The organism is Xanthomonas sp. NCPPB 4467 (assembly GCF_041475665.2).
GTDB classification, from domain to species: Bacteria; Pseudomonadota; Gammaproteobacteria; order Xanthomonadales; family Xanthomonadaceae; genus Xanthomonas; species Xanthomonas dyei.
In genome coordinates, this window is record NZ_CM191260.1 from 4361590 (window position 1) to 4377246 (window position 15657).

The 15657-nt window shown below is 62.5% G+C and carries 16 protein-coding genes; 4 read left to right on the forward strand and 12 right to left on the reverse strand.

The window, feature by feature from the left end; genetic code table 11:
• Nucleotides 1-127: 127 nt before the first annotated feature.
• From ACCQ06_RS18925 to ACCQ06_RS18965, 9 genes are all read right to left on the reverse strand, one after another.
• Entirely contained in the window at nt 128-1186 is a 1059-nt protein-coding gene (locus ACCQ06_RS18925; RefSeq protein ID WP_316688724.1) for a class I SAM-dependent methyltransferase, read from the reverse strand.
• The gene (locus tag ACCQ06_RS18930; protein WP_316688725.1) at nt 1183-1815 is read right to left on the reverse strand and encodes a CatB-related O-acetyltransferase; all 633 of its coding nucleotides are present in this window, start codon (nt 1813-1815) and stop codon (nt 1183-1185) included. The genes ACCQ06_RS18925 and ACCQ06_RS18930 overlap by 4 nt, the downstream gene beginning before the upstream one ends.
• Nucleotides 1812-3176, reverse strand: coding sequence for an ABC transporter ATP-binding protein (locus ACCQ06_RS18935; RefSeq protein ID WP_316688726.1), 1365 nt, complete (start codon nt 3174-3176; stop codon nt 1812-1814). Before ACCQ06_RS18935 ends, ACCQ06_RS18930 begins: the two co-directional genes overlap by 4 nt.
• Nucleotides 3166-4005: an ABC transporter permease gene (locus ACCQ06_RS18940; RefSeq protein WP_316688727.1), complete on the reverse strand. Its 840-nt coding sequence runs from the start codon at nt 4003-4005 to the stop codon at nt 3166-3168. The genes ACCQ06_RS18935 and ACCQ06_RS18940 overlap by 11 nt, the downstream gene beginning before the upstream one ends.
• Nucleotides 4002-5198 (reverse strand): cystathionine gamma-synthase, encoded by a 1197-nt coding sequence (locus ACCQ06_RS18945; RefSeq protein WP_316688729.1) that lies wholly within the window; start codon nt 5196-5198, stop codon nt 4002-4004. The genes ACCQ06_RS18940 and ACCQ06_RS18945 overlap by 4 nt, the downstream gene beginning before the upstream one ends.
• A gap of 89 nt (nt 5199-5287) precedes the next feature.
• The gene (locus tag ACCQ06_RS18950; RefSeq protein ID WP_316688731.1) at nt 5288-6658 is read right to left on the reverse strand and encodes a pyridoxal-phosphate dependent enzyme; all 1371 of its coding nucleotides are present in this window, start codon (nt 6656-6658) and stop codon (nt 5288-5290) included.
• Between the two features lie 238 nt (nt 6659-6896).
• On the reverse strand, nt 6897-7115 hold the full coding sequence (locus ACCQ06_RS18955; protein WP_005991804.1) for an HP1242/YdcH family protein: 219 nt from the start codon (nt 7113-7115) through the stop codon (nt 6897-6899).
• 353 nt (nt 7116-7468) lie between these two features.
• On the reverse strand, nt 7469-8359 hold the full coding sequence (locus ACCQ06_RS18960) for a coiled-coil domain-containing protein (RefSeq protein WP_316688734.1): 891 nt from the start codon (nt 8357-8359) through the stop codon (nt 7469-7471).
• Nucleotides 8356-8739: a DUF4398 domain-containing protein gene (locus tag ACCQ06_RS18965; RefSeq protein ID WP_104615101.1), complete on the reverse strand. Its 384-nt coding sequence runs from the start codon at nt 8737-8739 to the stop codon at nt 8356-8358. The genes ACCQ06_RS18960 and ACCQ06_RS18965 overlap by 4 nt, the downstream gene beginning before the upstream one ends.
• A 99-nt stretch (nt 8740-8838) precedes the next feature.
• Here ACCQ06_RS18965 and ACCQ06_RS18970 point away from each other — a divergent pair, with 99 nt between their 5' ends.
• Entirely contained in the window at nt 8839-9972 is a 1134-nt protein-coding gene (locus tag ACCQ06_RS18970) for a PilT/PilU family type 4a pilus ATPase (RefSeq protein WP_104615100.1), read from the forward strand.
• Nucleotides 9973-10253: 281 nt separating this feature from the next.
• Here ACCQ06_RS18970 and maiA read toward each other — a convergent pair whose 3' ends face one another.
• Together maiA and ACCQ06_RS18980 are read right to left on the reverse strand one after the other, a co-directional pair.
• Nucleotides 10254-10916: a maleylacetoacetate isomerase gene (gene maiA, locus ACCQ06_RS18975; protein WP_316688737.1), complete on the reverse strand. Its 663-nt coding sequence runs from the start codon at nt 10914-10916 to the stop codon at nt 10254-10256.
• 43 nt (nt 10917-10959) lie between these two features.
• The gene (locus ACCQ06_RS18980) at nt 10960-12018 is read right to left on the reverse strand and encodes a fumarylacetoacetate hydrolase family protein (RefSeq protein ID WP_316692687.1); all 1059 of its coding nucleotides are present in this window, start codon (nt 12016-12018) and stop codon (nt 10960-10962) included.
• Nucleotides 12019-12324: 306 nt separating this feature from the next.
• On the opposite strand from ACCQ06_RS18980, the gene ACCQ06_RS18985 reads away from it, so the two are divergent.
• From ACCQ06_RS18985 to ACCQ06_RS18995, 3 genes are all read left to right on the forward strand, one after another.
• Complete coding sequence (locus ACCQ06_RS18985; protein WP_055848080.1) at nt 12325-13710, forward strand: DEAD/DEAH box helicase; 1386 nt, start codon at nt 12325-12327, stop codon at nt 13708-13710.
• A 152-nt stretch (nt 13711-13862) separates the two neighbouring features.
• Nucleotides 13863-14216 carry a 6-carboxytetrahydropterin synthase QueD gene (queD, locus tag ACCQ06_RS18990; protein WP_228323561.1) on the forward strand — a complete coding sequence of 118 codons (354 nt, stop codon included), beginning with the start codon at nt 13863-13865 and terminating at the stop codon, nt 14214-14216.
• Between the two features lie 191 nt (nt 14217-14407).
• Nucleotides 14408-14743, forward strand: a complete 336-nt coding sequence (locus tag ACCQ06_RS18995; RefSeq protein WP_228323562.1) for a phasin family protein — start codon at nt 14408-14410, stop codon at nt 14741-14743.
• Between the two features lie 163 nt (nt 14744-14906).
• On the opposite strand, the gene bioD is transcribed toward ACCQ06_RS18995, so the two are convergent.
• Nucleotides 14907-15581 carry a dethiobiotin synthase gene (bioD, locus tag ACCQ06_RS19000; protein ID WP_228323563.1) on the reverse strand — a complete coding sequence of 225 codons (675 nt, stop codon included), beginning with the start codon at nt 15579-15581 and terminating at the stop codon, nt 14907-14909.
• Nucleotides 15582-15657: the final 76 nt, after the last annotated feature.

Genomic DNA, 15657 nt, shown 5'->3' on the forward strand with positions numbered 1-15657 from the left:
TTCAGGCTGGAAGCAGAAAATACCCCGCTACAGACTGATTGATCTTACATGACCAGGGACTTTCCCTAGCCTAGTCTGGTTGCCAGCAAGCAACAAGACCAGGGTGAAAAGCAAGATCAGCGGCTAATCAGCGACGCCACCAACGCTGCTGAAGAAGCAACTTATCCAATTTATCCTCACTACTCTCCAAACGCCGCAGCATCAAGGCTTTCACCTCGGCCATCGCTTGCGCGCGATCTTCTGCAATTGTTCGCTGCAGCTCTGCAGACGCTAACGAATCCTGTGTAAGCTGATGAATCTGCTGTTCCAACTGCTGGGAATGCAGAGACTGCTGCTGAGACTGCTGGACGTGTTGCTGGACCTGCCGCTCCAACTGCTGAACCTGCTGCTCAAGTTGCAGGATACGCTGCTGACGCATTTGCTCCTGCTGGGTCAGGGCTACAACCTGACCACGCGCATCTGCGAGACCCGCATAGACGCGTTCAAGCTCCTCCATGTTCTTGACATTGCGACCAAGCACGTCGAACACCCGATTGATCAGCGCAAATCCGCCGGCCGCAGAGGCGTCCGCCAACTCCAGCAATGCGGAGTTGCGCTGACCGCCGACCAACAGGACACCCAAACCATGTGTATGGGTAAACTCAAATGCCGGGTATTGCTGACTGATTTCAGCCCAGTACTTCCAGACACCAAAACCACGCTCACGCACACAGGTATCATGAAATAGCACGACGGCGCGACTGGTTAGCTTTGGAAGCCATGTCTCAAAATCTTCACGGACCGCTTCATAGGTGTGTAAGCCATCGATGTGCAGCAAGTCGATGGAAGCATCGGCGAAGTACTCTAGCGCTTCGCTGAAGCGCATCCGCAGCATTTCGGAGATACCGGGATAATTACGCTGCTGATAGCCACGCAATTGGTTATAGATATCGTCGCCGTAGAAGCCGGCGTGCTCGTCCCCTTCCCAGCTGTCAACTGCGAACACGCGGGACGTCAGCTCCTGCTCCTCGACCGCTTGGCAGAAAGCGAGAAAGGATGCACCGCTATGCGTGCCCAGCTCCACAATAGACTGTGGACGAAGTTGCTGCACAAGCCAAGACGCGAACGGGACATGCCCCAGCCATGCACTGAAGGGGACCGACCGCGGAGCGATCAACATGCTGGGAGATAATGGAAAGTCGATCATGAAACGGTCTGGTTGGCGAAATGAGAAGAAATGGAATCATCGCCGGGAGATGCAGCGGCGATAAAAGCACCGATATCATCGGAGCATAGAAGGGACTCGAATGCGCGGATTTTTTCAATTGGCCATTGCCACCAACGGATCTCCAACAACCGTGCGACGACCTGCTCGTCAAAGCGCATGCGTACAACGCGCGCTGGATTGCCAGCAACAATGGCATAAGGCGGCACGTCCTTGCTAACGACGGCACCAGCACCGATGCATACACCATCGCCCACGGTGACGCCGGAAACCACAATGGCACCATGCCCGATCCAGACGTCGTTACCTATGACAGTCGGCCCCTTCGTATGCGGATGTCCATCCTGGCCGCCCCCCGGGGAATTCAGTGCGATCCTTAGTGGGTAAGTGGTAACCCAATCCAGGCGATGTTCGCCACCACCGAAGATGAGAACACCGTCAGCAATCGAACAAAATGCGCCTATATCGATGCGTTCACCCTCGCTCCATACTTTGAATTGCGGATTTCCATAGGTGAAACGCCCAACGGAAATTCGCGGATCGTCCGTTACCAGTGGCGGAATGAATCCGCCGCGCTCCGTTATCGATGGCAGAGCGAATCCGTCGTTCATGGCGTGACACCTATCCGCTTCATTGTCACCTCATCGAACGGGATTCCCACCAGCCCATAGCGCAAGCGGGGCGAGGCAACACGAATCAACACTGCGTCATGCAGCCAGGCATGCTGGGTATTGGCGTACGGATCACCATCGGCGATGGAGACCGTCATGGAGTATTCGCCATTGGGCAGAAGCGGCAGGGTAAAGCGGAAGGATGCCTCCAAGCCGGTGTCAGCCTCTACCTGCATGGGCGGTTGCACATATGTATAGGTGTGTTCGCCAAACAACGACTGGCCGAGCCGGTCCTTGACGAAGAAGCCGATGAGCGGACTCTGCAGCGACTGGTGAGCAGTGGCCCGAATCTTCAATACGACATCTTCGCCACCTGCAAAAGAAGTGAAGGCTTCGCCCTGATCGTTGCAGAGCGTCACCGAGTCGATGCTGGCAACGCCAGACTGCCATCCACCCGAGTTGGCCACGTTGTCGAACAACTCGACCTTCAAGTCCTTTTCAATGCGCATCGGAGACGGCGCCTTTGACTCGCCTTTCCCTGTCTGGCGCGACTGCAGCTTGACTGTATCGCCGTAAACTTCCTGGGAGCAGTATTCGATGTACGCATTGCAGGTATCCTGCGCCGTACCATGCATCCGCATTTCACCACGATCTAGCCAGACGGCACTCTGGCAGAAATTAAGCACCGAAGACGTGTCATGACTGACGAACAGGAGCGTGCCGTTTTCGCGGAATTTGCGCAGGAAGCGCATACATTTCTGTACGAAGATGGCATCACCCACCGCCAATGCTTCATCGATCACCAGAATGTCTGCATCGACATGAGCAATCACGGCGAACGCCAGTCGCACATACATGCCACTTGAGTATGTCTTGACCGGCTGCTCTAAAAAATCTCCTATGTCTGCGAATGCCACGATGTCGTCGTACTTGCTATCGGTCTGCTCCCGCGACAAGCCGAGAATCGAAGCGCTCATGTACACGTTCTCGCGCCCCGTGAATTCAGGGTTAAAGCCAGCACCAAGCTCCAACAGCGCAGCGACACGGCCACGCACAGCGACGTCGCCGGTGGTCGGTTGCAAGGTGCCGCAAATGATCTGCAATAAGGTAGATTTACCCGAGCCGTTGCGCCCAATAATACCCACCGTATCACCACGGCGGACTTCAAAGTTAACGCCTTTCAGCGCCCAAAACTCTCGATAGTGGGTATGACCAGGCTTACCCAGAAAACGGGACAGGCGCGGCAGGATTGCCTGTTTTAGCCGATCCTGCGGTTGCGAGTAGACCTGGTAGCACTTGGTGACATCCGACACGCAGATCGCCAAATCTGCCTGACTGTGGACTGATTGCTTAGATGACATCAGCAAATCCTCGGCGTAGCTTCTGAAAGCACAAATAGCCAAACCAGGCCAAGAACGCAGCAAATACTATGTATTTGAATAACCCGAGGAAGTCAGGTGCGATACCCCATATCAGGACATTTCGCGTTTGTTCGATGATGAAGGTAAGTGGATTGAGGTAGATCCATTTACGCAACCCCTCCGGCAGCGACGTCACAGGATAGAAAACCGGCGCCAGAAACAACAGGATCGTGGTCAAAATGCCCGTCATCTGTCCGATGTCGCGAACGAATACACCGAGTGCTGACAGCATCCATGCCAACCCCATGGTCAGCATCACCAGCGGAAACAGTACCAGCGGGAGATATATCACCGTCATCGGCAACATCCCGCGAATCAACAATTGTGCAAGCAGCAATACCGCTAACGATACCAACGCATGGAACAACGCAGCCCCCATTGCCACCCAAGGAAGCGTCTCCAACGGAAAAATGACCCGCTTGACATAGCTTGCATTGCCGACAATCAGGGTGGGGGCGCGGTTTACGCATTCGGCAAAAATGCCATGCACTAAAATGCCAGCGAATAAGATGATGGCAAAATCGCCTTTGTGTGCCGTTTCCACACCCCAGCGCGCGTTAAACACAACCGAGAATACGAAAGTGTAGACCGCAAGCATCAGGAGCGGATTGAAAAACGACCAAGCCAGACCCATCAGCGAGCCACGATAACGGCTAATGACTTCACGCTTGGCCAGTTGGTAGATGAGCACGCGATTGCTGACAAAACTGCGCACCATCGCCAAGGGGGAACCCGAGGCGACGATGGAAGACGAAAGCATCTGATTCATGCGGCGACTCCGGAGAGTGCCGCGGCGAGATCCCCACGCAAATCCCCCAAATCCTCAACCCCCACGCTCAGCCGCACCAGCGCATCGCTGATACCGAGCTGTTCGCGGCGGGCCACCGGGATGGAGGCGTGCGTCATGACGGCGGGATGATTGACCAGGCTTTCCACGCCGCCCAGCGATTCGGCCAGGGTGAACAGTTCGGTCTTTTCGCAGAAGCGCTTGGCTGCGTCGAAGCCGCCTTTGAGCACGATGGAGACGATGCCGCCGAAGCCGGACATCTGGCGCTTGGCCAGTGCGTGCTGCGGGTGCGAGGCCAGGCCGGGGTAGATCACCTTTTCGATGGCGGGATGGGTTTCCAGCCATTGCGCCAGCGCCAGGGCGTTCTCGCAATGCGCGCGCATGCGCAGCGGCAAGGTCTTCAATCCGCGTAGGGCGAGGAAGCTGTCGAACGGACCTTGTACGCCGCCGATGGAGTTCTGCAGGAAGGCCAGTTGTTCGGCAAGTTCTGCGTTGTCGCCAACTACCGCGATGCCGCCGACCATGTCGGAGTGGCCGTTGAGGTACTTGGTGGCCGAATGCACGACGATGTCGGCGCCCAGCTCAAGCGGGCGTTGCAGCATCGGCGAGGCGAAGGTGTTGTCGACCACGATCAGCAGGCCGTGCTTGCGGGCGATGGCAGCAATCGCGGCGATGTCGACCAGCTTGAGCATCGGGTTGGTCGGGGTTTCGATCCACACCATCTTGGTGTCGGGACGGATCGCGGCTTCGAAGGCGGCCGGGTCGGTCAGGTCGACGAAGCTGAAATCCAGGCCGGCGGTGCGGCGGCGCACGCGCTCGAACAGGCGGAAGGTGCCGCCATACAGGTCGTCCATCGCCACCACGTGGCTGCCGGCATCCAGCAGTTCCATCACGGTTGAGGTGGCGGCCATGCCCGAGGCAAACGCGAACGCGCGCGTGCCGCCTTCCAGAGCGGCAACGCAGCGCTCGTAGGCAAACCGCGTCGGGTTATGGGTCCGCGAGTACTCGAAACCCTGATGCTCGCCGGGGCTGGACTGCGCGTAGGTGGACGTCGCATAGATCGGCGGCATCACTGCGCCGGTGCTGGGATCTGGCGACTGCCCTCCATGGATCGCCAGCGTTGCAAGCGCCAATGCGCGCTCGCCATCGTGGCTCTTGGTAATGCGGTTGGACATGGAGGTTCCCGGAAAAAGTGGCGGATTGTAACAAGCAGGTCTGAACGGCCAAGCCCGCGCGTCTCACTGACACGCGCGGGCTTGCGCGATCACTGCACGCGGCGGCGCAGGTAGTTGAGCAGGTCGATGCGGGTGATCAGGCCGAGAAACTGCGTGCCGTCCATGACGATGGCGACCTGGCCGCGATCGAACACCGGCAGCAGCGCCTCGATCGGCGAGGCGACATCCAGGCGGTCGAGCTTGCTGACCATGGCGGTGGAAATCGGATCGCGAAAACGCGCTTCGTCGCCATACACGTGCAGCAGCACGTCGCTCTCGTCGACGATGCCGACCAGTTCGCCGTCGTCGATCACCGGTAGCTGCGACACGTCGTACAGCTTCATGCGCTGGTAGGCGGTGGTCAGCAGGTCCTTCGGGCCCACCACCACGGTGTCGCGCTTATTGTACGGGCGCAGGATCAGGTCGCGCAGGTCGCCGTGTTGCGGGCGCTCCAGGAAGCCGTTGTCGAGCATCCAGTAGTCGTTGTACATCTTCGACAGATACTTGTTGCCGGTATCGCATACGAACACCAGCACGCGCTTGGGCGTGGTCTGCTCGCGGCAATACTTCAGCGCTGCGGCCAGCAAGGTGCCGGTGGACGAGCCTCCGAGGATGCCTTCTTTGGCCAGTAGCTCGCGCGCGGTGTGGAAGCTTTCGGCATCGCTGATCGAATACGCCTTCTTGACCCGCGAAAAATCCGAGATATCCGGCAGAAAATCTTCGCCGATGCCTTCGACCAGCCAGCTGCCGGACTTCTCGCTGACCGTGCCTTCTTCGATGTACTGGGTCAGGATCGAGCCCACCGGGTCGGCCAGCACCAGTTCGGTGTGCGGCGAGGCGGTGGCGAAGGCGCGCGACAGGCCGGTCATGGTGCCGGAGCTGCCGCAGCCGAACACGATCGCGTCCAGCTGGCCGTCCATCTGCGCCAGGATTTCCGGGCCGGTGCCGAATTCGTGCGCAGCCGGGTTGTCCGGGTTGCCGAACTGATTGATGAAGTACGCACCGGGGGTTTCGGCGGCGATCTTGGCGGCCAGGTCCTGGTAGTACTCCGGGTGGCCCTTGGCCACGTCCGACCGGGTCAGCACCACGTTGGCGCCCATGGCCTTGAGATTGAAGATCTTCTCGCGGCTCATCTTGTCCGGCACCACCAGGATCAGCTGGTAGCCCTTTTGCTGCGCTACCAGCGCCAGGCCCAGGCCGGTATTGCCGGCGGTGCCTTCCACCAGCGTGGCGCCAGGGGTGAGGTCGCCGCGCTGCTCGGCCGCTTCGATCATCGACAGGCCGATGCGATCCTTGATCGACCCGCCGGGATTGTTCGCCTCCAGCTTGAGGAACAGCTCGCAGACGCCGGTGTCCAGGCGCTGGGCCTTGACGATCGGCGTGTTGCCAATCAGTTCGAGTACGGAGGAATGAATCGCCATCGGGATATCGTCGCTGCGCCGCGCGGGCTAGACCGGTCATTATCCGACGAACGGCCGGGGAATGCTCATTCAGGCGGGAAACGATCGTGCTCGCCTATGAACGAGCGTGCTCAGCTGCCTGACAGGCCACGCGTCACGGCGCAGGCATCGGCCAAAACGAAAGACGCGGACGGTGGCAAGCCGACGAGGAGGCCGCCACCGCCCGCGGCGGTGAACTTGTTGTAACGGTGGGGAAGGATCAGTGCGTGAGCTGGTCGTACATCCGGGTGAGCTTCTCTTTGGCCTGCAATTTTTCGCGTTTCATCTGGCCCAAGGTCACGTCGTCGATGGGAAGCACCCCAAGTTCGGCATCCATGCATTTCTTGTTCAAGAGCTTGTGGCGTTGGTACAGCTGCTTGAACTCGGGATCGGACTTGATCAATGCGTCGATTTCGGTCTGCGGTTGCCCTTCGAACATGGCGTTACCTCCTTCACTTAAAACAAGAACGCCCCGGCCGCGAACGGCACAGGGCGCTGCTTGGGAATCGAAGACCCGCGCGTCACGTTGGCAAAGGTCATCACGGTAGACGCACTGGTAAAACCACTACCTGTTGCAACTGCGTGCGTCTCTGCGTGCCCTTGCGTCACTGACCCGGCCCTCCGTACTTTCCGGGCGGCGGAGTTGCTGCCCGGAGGTACGACCCTACGCCGGTCGCGGAGGGGGTTCAAGGCCGGAACGGCTGGTTTTGCCGTTCCCTGCGTCAATCAGTGACCGCGGTTCAACCGGGCGTCATGCCTGGGTTAAAAGACCTTAACTTCCAACCACTTGCATTAGGGCGCGACGACGACCTCCGCCGCGCGCGTCTTGCTGGCGGCACCCTTGCTGCCACTGACCTGCAACCGCGATTCCGCAACACCGGCGGCGACCAGAGCGTCGCGAAGCGCTTCGGCACGCTTCTTGGCTGTGCCCGCATCGCTGTCGAAGCCGACGATGCTGACCCGGCCCTTCTTGCCGATGTTCAGATACTCGGCCAGTGCCTTGGCCTGCCCGGCCGCATCGCCGGACAACGCCGCCTTGCCGCCGAACGCACCGCTGCCCAGCGAGAACACTTCGCCGCGGCTGTCCACCCTGGACGAGGGCAGCTTGGCACCGGCCACCAGCTCGGCTTCTTCATGGGCGAGCTGAAGGGCCTTTTGCTGGGCGGCGTTGAGCTTGGCGGTCTGCTTGCCGGCCACGCTGGTCAGCGCCAGCTCGGCATCCTGGCGAGCCAGGGTTTCCTGTTCGGCGGCCTGCCGCATGCGCTCAGCCTCCTCGGCCTGGATCTGCGCCTGCACACGCAGCCGCTCGGCCTCCTGCCGGGCGCGCGAGGCGTCACGGCGGCTGGCCTCGATCAGCAGATCGTTGCGGGTGCCTTCCAGGCGGTCCAGCTCGCGCCGGGCCAGCGCGGTGCGGGCGGTGAGCTCGGCGATCTCGACCCGGCGGTCGGCCAGAAACACCAGCGCATCGCGGTCGCGGCGCTTGGCCTCGGCCAGTGCCGCCACGCTTTGCTGGGCCTGCAGCCGCTCGTAGCGAGCCAGATCGCTGGTCTGTGGGTCGTTCTGCAACGCTGCCAGGCGCCGATTGAGCGCGTCGACCTGCGGGTCGTCCTTGGCCGCCATCGCCAGCGACGGCAGCGTGGCCAGGCTCAGCACACCGATATAAAGGAGGGGGCGCAGTTTCATCGGCCGTTCTCCCCGGTGTTGAGGGTGTTCTGCAGCTGCGCCACTTCCTTGCGACGTTGCTCCAGCTGGGCACTGACCACGGCCTCTTCGCTGCGCGCCTTGGCCAGATCGGCATCGGCGGCGGCGCGCAGTGCGAGCTGCGGCACCTCCTTGCGCTGGCGTTTGTCCAGTTGCGCCTGCTGGGCCTGCATCAATTCCTGGCGGGCCAGGTTGACCAGATCCGGGGCGTATTGGTCGGCATCGGCCTGGGTGGCGCGTTGCACGGCCTGTTCGGCGGCAGTGAGCTCCGGTGCCACCTGGGCGGCGGCCGGAGAGGAAAGAACCATGAAACAGGCGATGCCATACAGGGATCGCCGCAAGTATGCGAAGCTAGCCGTCATTAGGGGAGCCGTAGCGAGGAAGTCTCGAGCACGGCCATTGTCGGAAGCCTGCGGCGGACTTGCAACGAGACGCTGCTGTTTGTTGGGGAACCATTGCGCATGGATATCGGCTACTTCCTGAAGCTGATGACCGAAAAGAATGCCTCGGACATGTTCTTGACCACCGGCGCGCCGGTGTACATCAAGATCGAAGGCAAGCTCTACCCGCTCGGCAACACGGGGTTGCCGCCGGGGATGGTCAAGAAAATCGCTTACTCATTGATGGACGAAGGCCAGGTGCCGCAGTTCGAGCGCGAGCTCGAGCTCAACATGGCCATCGCCCTGTCCGATGCCGGCCGCTTCCGCGTGAACGTGTTCAAGCAGCGTGGCGAGGTGGGCATGGTAATCCGCGCCATCCGCAGCCGGATCCCGAGCATCGAAGAGCTCAACCTGCCGCAGGTGCTCAAGGACGTCATCATGACCCCGCGCGGGCTGGTGCTGGTGGTCGGTTCGACCGGCTCCGGCAAGTCGACCTCGCTGGCGTCGATGATCGACCACCGCAACAGCACCACCACCGGGCACATCCTCACCATCGAGGACCCGATCGAATATCTGCACAAGCACAAGATGTCGATCGTGAACCAGCGCGAGGTGGGCCTGGACACGCACGCCTTCCAGAGTGCGCTGAAGAACGCGATGCGCGAAGCGCCGGACGTGATCCTGATCGGCGAAATCCTGGATGCCGAGACCATGGAGGCGGCCATCGCCTTCGCCGAGACCGGCCACCTGTGCCTGGCGACGTTGCACTCCAACAACGCCGACCAGACCATCGAACGCATCCTCAATTTCTTCCCGGAAAGCGCGCACAAGAACGTGCTGATGAACCTGGCGCTGAATCTGCGCGCGGTGGTCTCGCAGCGTCTGGTCAAGGGCGTGGATGGACGCCGCCGCCCCGCCACCGAGGTGTTGCTCAATACCCCGATGATCCGCGACCTGCTGCGTCGTGGCCAGGTGCACGAGGTCAAGGCGGCGATGGAAGAGTCGTTGGAAGAAGGCATGCAGACCTTCGACCAATGCCTGTTCCGCATGGTCAAGACCGGTGAGATCGAGCAGGAAGAAGCGCTGCGTGCAGCCGATTCGCGCGATGGCCTGGCGCTGAAGTTCCGGCTGTCCGAAGGCGGCTCCGGCGAGCACGACCCATACGCGGATTACGAGTCGGCGTCGGCGCCGAAGATCAGTCACGGGTTTATTTAATCTGGAATGCGGCAGCGCCCTCATCCGGCGCTGCGCGCCACCTTCTCCCGCGAGCGGGAGAAGGACATGGGCACCGGACGCACGCGTTGCGGCGCGCTGTGACTGATCTGCTTCTGCCGCGGCCCGTCGCTGGGGTTTGGCGCTGATCAGGGCCGTTGTTCAAGCCTCTCCTTACTCGGCACCGCTTCAACACTAGGCACCGCTTCAACGCGCCGCACGTCCCCTGCCTGTGGGAAACGATGGCCCAAGGACTGAGGCCACCGTCGAACATCTCGCTGCACTCACACCGCCGCGTCGGGCTGGGCCTCTGGCCGGGCAGCGCCGAATTGCGGGAGTGCCAGGCACTGTCGTTCGATCCGTTGCAAGGTGGGATACGGTGTCAGATCGACCTCGAACCGACGCGCGTTGTAGAGCTGCGGGATCAGCACGCAGTCGGCCAGGCCCGGCGTCTCGCCATGGCAGAACGTGCCGGTGCGCGGGTCTTGCGCAAGTTGCGCTTCCAGCGCGCTGAAGCCGCACTGCATCCAGTGCTGTGTCCACTGCTGGCGTTGCGCCGCGTCCAGCGCAACCCCGCGCTCCAGGTAGCGGGTGACGCGCAGATTGTTGAGCGGATGCACATCGCAGGCGATGACCTGCGCCAGCGCGCGCACGCGGGCGCGGTCGGCCGGGGCTGCTGGCAACAGCTGTGCGCTGTCCGCAAAGGCCTCTTCCAGATATTCCAGAATCGCCAGCGACTGCGGGATCACCACTGCGCCGTGGCGCAGCGTCGGCACCAGCTCCTGCGGATTGAGTTTCGCGTAGGCGGCGGCATGCTGCTCGCCGCCATCGCGCACCAGATGCACCGGGTGCGTGACATAGGCCAGCGACTTCAGGTGCAGCCCGATGCGCACGCGATACGCCGCGCTCGAACGCCAGTACGAAAACAGCTCCAGCGCCGCGCTCATGCGCGGCCGCCAGTCACCGCGCCCGCCGGCAGGACGCTGCGCGTCATGGCACTGGCTGCCGTTCGACGCGCTGCTCGATCGCGCCGAAGATGCTGGCGCCGCTGGCATCGAACATCTCGATCCGCACCACATCGCCGAACGCCATGAACGGCGTACTCGGCTTGCCATCGCGCAAGGTCTCGACCACGCGCTGTTCGGCAAAACACGACGCACCCAGCGTGGTGTCCTGATTGGCGATGGTGCCGGAGCCGACAATCGTGCCGGCCGACAACGGACGGGTCTTGGCAGCATGGGCGATCAGCTGGGCGAAATCGAACTGCATGTCTTTGCCCGCTTCCGGCGCACCGAACCAGGCACCGTTGACGTGGGTCACCAGCGGCAGGTGCACCTTGCTGTCGCGCCACGCATCGCCCAGCTCGTCGGGGGTGACGAACACCGGCGACAACGCCGAGCGCGGCTTGGATTGCACAAAGCCAAAGCCCTTGGCGAGCTCGGCCGGAATCAGGTTGCGCAGCGAGACATCGTTGACCAGGCCGATCAGCTGGATATGCGCGGCCGCCTGTTCGGGTGAGGCCGCCATCGGCACGTCGTCGGTGATGACCACGATTTCGGCCTCCAGATCGATGCCGTGGTCCTCGCTGATCACCTTGATGGCATCGCGCGGGCCGTAGAAGCCGGCACTGGTGGCCTGGTACATCAGCGGGTCGGTGTAGAAGCTCTCCGGTACCTCGGCATTGCGCGCGCGACGCACCCGCTCCACATGCGGCAGGTAGGCGCTGCCATCGACGAATTCGTAAGCGCGCGGGAGCGGCGCGGCCAGCGCCTGCAGATCCAGATCGAAGACGCCATCGGCGCTGCCGTCGTCGAGCGAGGCAGACAAGGCGTTCAGCCGTGGCGCGACGTTGCTCCAGTCTTCCAGCGCGCGCTGCAGCGTCGGCGCGATGCCGGCGGCATGCACGGCCTTGCTCAGGTCGCGTGAGACCACGATCAGGCTGCCATCGCGGCCGCCTTCCTTCAGGGAACCTAGCTTCATGACGATCCTGTGCTGTGGCTGATCGGGCGATTGTACGACCTGGCGCAACAATGGTTGCGATTGAAACAGCTGACCCGCAGCACAATGCAATGCCGAAATTTTGTGCAGCGCGCCAAACGCGCGTACACTAGCCCGGTCTGCATGCGGCCGTCCGTTTCCCTTTGGGACCGCCGGCGAGGCCAGGATCGATCGATCCGCTCGCCCGCCCCACCCGACGCCTTTCGTGGTGCCGACAAACCCATCGCTTCTTGATCGGGTTGTTCCACCATCTCGCAGCGCGGTTCACGGGAACGCTCCGAGCCTCACTTTTTGCATCTGCAATGCGTTTGCGCTCCGGGCCTGGCCTGGTGGCGACGCTTTACTTGGAGCTTCCTGATGTCTTTTGAATCCCTGGGCCTTGCGCCCTTCCTGCTGCGCGCGTTGGCCGAGCAGGGCTATGAAACCCCCACTGCGATCCAGCAGCAGGCGATCCCGCTGGTGCTGGCCGGTCACGACCTGCTGGCCGGCGCGCAGACCGGTACCGGCAAGACCGCCGCGTTCGGCCTGCCGCTGCTGCAGCACCTGGGCACCACCCCGCAGCCGGTCAATGGCCCGCGCAAGCCGCGCGCGCTGATCCTGACCCCGACCCGCGAACTGGCTACCCAGGTGCACGACAGCCTGCGCGGCTATAGCAAGTACCTGCGCATTCCCAGCGCGGTGATCTACGGCGGCGTGGGCATGGGCAACCAGCTCGACACCCTGCGTCGTGGCGTGGACCTGCTGATCGCCTGCCCGGGCCGTCTGATCGACCATATCGAGCGTCGCAGCGTGGACCTGTCCGGCATCGAAGTGCTGATCCTGGACGAAGCCGACCGCATGCTCGACATGGGCTTTTTGCCGTCGATCAAGCGCATCCTGACCAAGCTGCCGCGCCAGGACCGTCAGACCCTGCTGTTCTCGGCCACGTTCGAAGAGAACATCAAGCAGCTGGCGCTGGAGTTCATGCGCAACCCGATGCAGATCCAGGTCACCCCGAGCAACACCGTGGCCGAGAGCATCACCCACCGCGTGCACCCGGTCGATGGCGCGCGCAAGCGCGATCTGCTGCTGCACCTGTTGGCGCAGGACAGCCGCGAGCAGACCCTGGTCTTCGCGCGCACCAAGCATGGCAGCGACAAGCTGGCGCTGTTCCTGGAAAAGTCCGGCATCAAGACCGCGGCGATCCACGGCAACAAGAGCCAGGGCCAGCGCATGCGTGCACTGAGCGACTTCAAGGCCGGCCGCGTCACCGTGCTGGTGGCCACCGATATCGCCGCACGCGGTATCGATATCGACCAGCTGCCGAAGGTCATCAACTACGATCTGCCGATGGTGGCCGAGGACTACGTGCACCGGATCGGCCGTACCGGCCGTAACGGCTCCACCGGCGAGGCGATTTCGCTGGTGGCGCAGGACGAAGCCAAGCTGCTGCGTCAGATCGTGCGCATGCTGGGCCGCGACGTGGAAATCCGCGACGTGCCGGGCTACGAGCCGCAGACCCCGATCCGCTGGGGTAATAGCGCCCCGGGCCGTGCCGAACAGCCGGGCGGCGATCGCGCACCGCGCAAGAGCCACGCGCGTCGTCCGCACGGCGATGCACCGCGTCAGGCGCATGCGCATGCCGGCCCGAAGAAGCCGGGTGGCCAGCGCAGTGCCGGGCCGCGTCAGGCCAATGCGGGCGCAGGTGCCGGCCGGCGCGACAGCCGTGGCGGGGCTGGCCGTCCGGCCAACCGCGGCGCCTGATAAACGGCGTCTGCTGAGCACAAGGGCCGCCATGCGGCCCTTGTTGTATCAGGCCCGCGTTGTATCGGACCCGGCCGCTCCGGACCCTTGCGTGATCCGGTACCACGCCGGCACGTGCCCTTCCCTTTCGTTACTGCTTGCCGATCACCGTCATGGATATCTTCAAAATCTTTACGCTCGAAGCCGCGCATCGGCTTCCCAATGTGCCGCCCGGCCACAAGTGCGCCCGGCTGCATGGGCATTCGTTCCGGGTCGAGCTGCACGTCAGCGGCGAACCGGGTGCCGACACCGGCTGGATCATGGATTTCGGCGATATCAAGGCGGCCTTCCAGCCGATCTACGACCGCCTGGACCACCACTACCTCAATGACATCGAGGGGTTGGAGAACCCGACCAGCGAACGGCTGGCGATCTGGATCTGGCAGCAGCTCAAGCCGGCCTTGCCGCAGTTGAGCGAAATCGTGGTGCATGAAACCTGCACGTCCGGCTGCCGCTATCGCGGTTGACCGCATGCGCACTGTTCGACCCGAAGCCGCCTGATGGGCGGCTTCATCGTTTTTGACGTCTTTCCAACCGATTGAATTCAAATGAATTTGAACAATGTTTTGGAAAATTTCAGGAAACGTGTTGCATCGCACCAATATGCGCGTATGCTGCAACGCAACAAACGGTCACGGCTTTCCCCAAGGGGTTCGCAATGTCGGCGCAGTTCGATAACAGCTTCACCAGTCAGTTCGCCTCTGCCGCAGCACGTGCCAATCAGTTGGCATTGGACATGCTGAAGCAGAACGTCAATGCCACCACCAGCTTCTTCGGTGAGTTTGCGCAGGCACGCGACCTGGGTGCCTACCAGACGCTCTGGCCGAAAGGGCTGCAACTGGCCCGCGACAACCTGGAGCGTTTGGCCTCGGCCAACCAGGAAGTGGTCGGGATGGGTTTGAAGATGTCCAGCGAGCTTGGGCAGTTTGCCAAGCAGCAGTTCGACACCGGCAGCGAGCAGGCCGGCGCAGCAGGCAAGACACGGCGCAGCTAACCGCCACCAAAAATTCAGCGTCTTTGCATGGGTCCCTCCCCCCATGCAATCCGGCCCGACAGATCCCTCCCTCTGTCGGGCTTTTTTATTGTGCGTTTGCCGGCCATCTGTCGCAGCGGCTTGCGCGCGGCGAGTGGCACTGCCGTGTTTGCGGCCGGCGCGGCTAAATAGGTAGCCGCAGCTCCTGCGCCTGGCTGGCGGCATCGGCGCCCGGGCGCCAGCGGATCCGCCCCCAGCACGGCATCGACAGCCGCTGGTGCAGCATCTGGATGTTCTCTTCGACGCGCTCCATCTGCGGGTCGATTTCGTTGGCGATCCAGCCGATGCACTCCAGCCCGTCGGCGGCGATGGCGGCGGTGGTCAGGCGCGCGTGGTTGATGCAGCCCAGCCGCACGCCGACCACCAGCACCACCGGCAGTTGCAGCGCGCGCACCAGATCGGCCTGGTCCAGATCGGCGCTGAGCGGCGCGGCCCAACCACCGACACCTTCGACCACCACCACCTCGGCCTGGCGACGCAATTGCGCAAAGGCGCGGGCGATCGGGTCCAGCGACAGGGTCACGCCGACGTCGGCGGCGGCCAGCTCCGGTGCCAACGGTGCGGGCAAGGCGTACGGGTTGAGGGTGGCGTAATCCGGTTGCGGGTCGCTGGCCGCCTGCAGCGCCAGCGCGTCTTCATTGCGCCAGCCATCCGGCGTTTGTTCGCAGCCACTGGCGACCGGCTTCATCCCCACCGCGGTGTGGCCGCGCGCGCGTAGCGCATGCAGCAACGCCGTGCTGCCCATGGTCTTGCCGACGCCGGTGTCGGTGCCGGTGACGTACAACGCCGGGTGCTGCATGCGTTCGATCCTGCGGCCGGGCCGCCATTGCCGAGAGGGCTGGCAGCATAACGTGCGGATCCGAACGCGCGGCTGA

Coding starts and splice junctions, on each gene's coding strand:
- ACCQ06_RS18950 (WP_316688731.1), bottom strand. CDS start 6,658: ATGGCGATTCATTCCTCCGTACTCGAACTGATTGGCAACACGCCGATC.
- ACCQ06_RS18985 (WP_055848080.1), top strand. CDS start 12,325: ATGTCTTTTGAATCCCTGGGCCTTGCGCCCTTCCTGCTGCGCGCGTTG.
- ACCQ06_RS18955 (WP_005991804.1), bottom strand. CDS start 7,115: ATGTTCGAAGGGCAACCGCAGACCGAAATCGACGCATTGATCAAGTCC.
- ACCQ06_RS18935 (WP_316688726.1), bottom strand. CDS start 3,176: ATGTCATCTAAGCAATCAGTCCACAGTCAGGCAGATTTGGCGATCTGC.
- bioD (WP_228323563.1), bottom strand. CDS start 15,581: ATGCAGCACCCGGCGTTGTACGTCACCGGCACCGACACCGGCGTCGGC.
- ACCQ06_RS18945 (WP_316688729.1), bottom strand. CDS start 5,198: ATGTCCAACCGCATTACCAAGAGCCACGATGGCGAGCGCGCATTGGCG.
- ACCQ06_RS18970 (WP_104615100.1), top strand. CDS start 8,839: ATGGATATCGGCTACTTCCTGAAGCTGATGACCGAAAAGAATGCCTCG.
- ACCQ06_RS18940 (WP_316688727.1), bottom strand. CDS start 4,005: ATGAATCAGATGCTTTCGTCTTCCATCGTCGCCTCGGGTTCCCCCTTG.
- ACCQ06_RS18925 (WP_316688724.1), bottom strand. CDS start 1,186: ATGATCGACTTTCCATTATCTCCCAGCATGTTGATCGCTCCGCGGTCG.
- ACCQ06_RS18960 (WP_316688734.1), bottom strand. CDS start 8,359: ATGAAACTGCGCCCCCTCCTTTATATCGGTGTGCTGAGCCTGGCCACG.
- ACCQ06_RS18995 (WP_228323562.1), top strand. CDS start 14,408: ATGTCGGCGCAGTTCGATAACAGCTTCACCAGTCAGTTCGCCTCTGCC.
- ACCQ06_RS18930 (WP_316688725.1), bottom strand. CDS start 1,815: ATGAACGACGGATTCGCTCTGCCATCGATAACGGAGCGCGGCGGATTC.
- maiA (WP_316688737.1), bottom strand. CDS start 10,916: ATGAGCGCGGCGCTGGAGCTGTTTTCGTACTGGCGTTCGAGCGCGGCG.
- queD (WP_228323561.1), top strand. CDS start 13,863: ATGGATATCTTCAAAATCTTTACGCTCGAAGCCGCGCATCGGCTTCCC.
- ACCQ06_RS18965 (WP_104615101.1), bottom strand. CDS start 8,739: ATGACGGCTAGCTTCGCATACTTGCGGCGATCCCTGTATGGCATCGCC.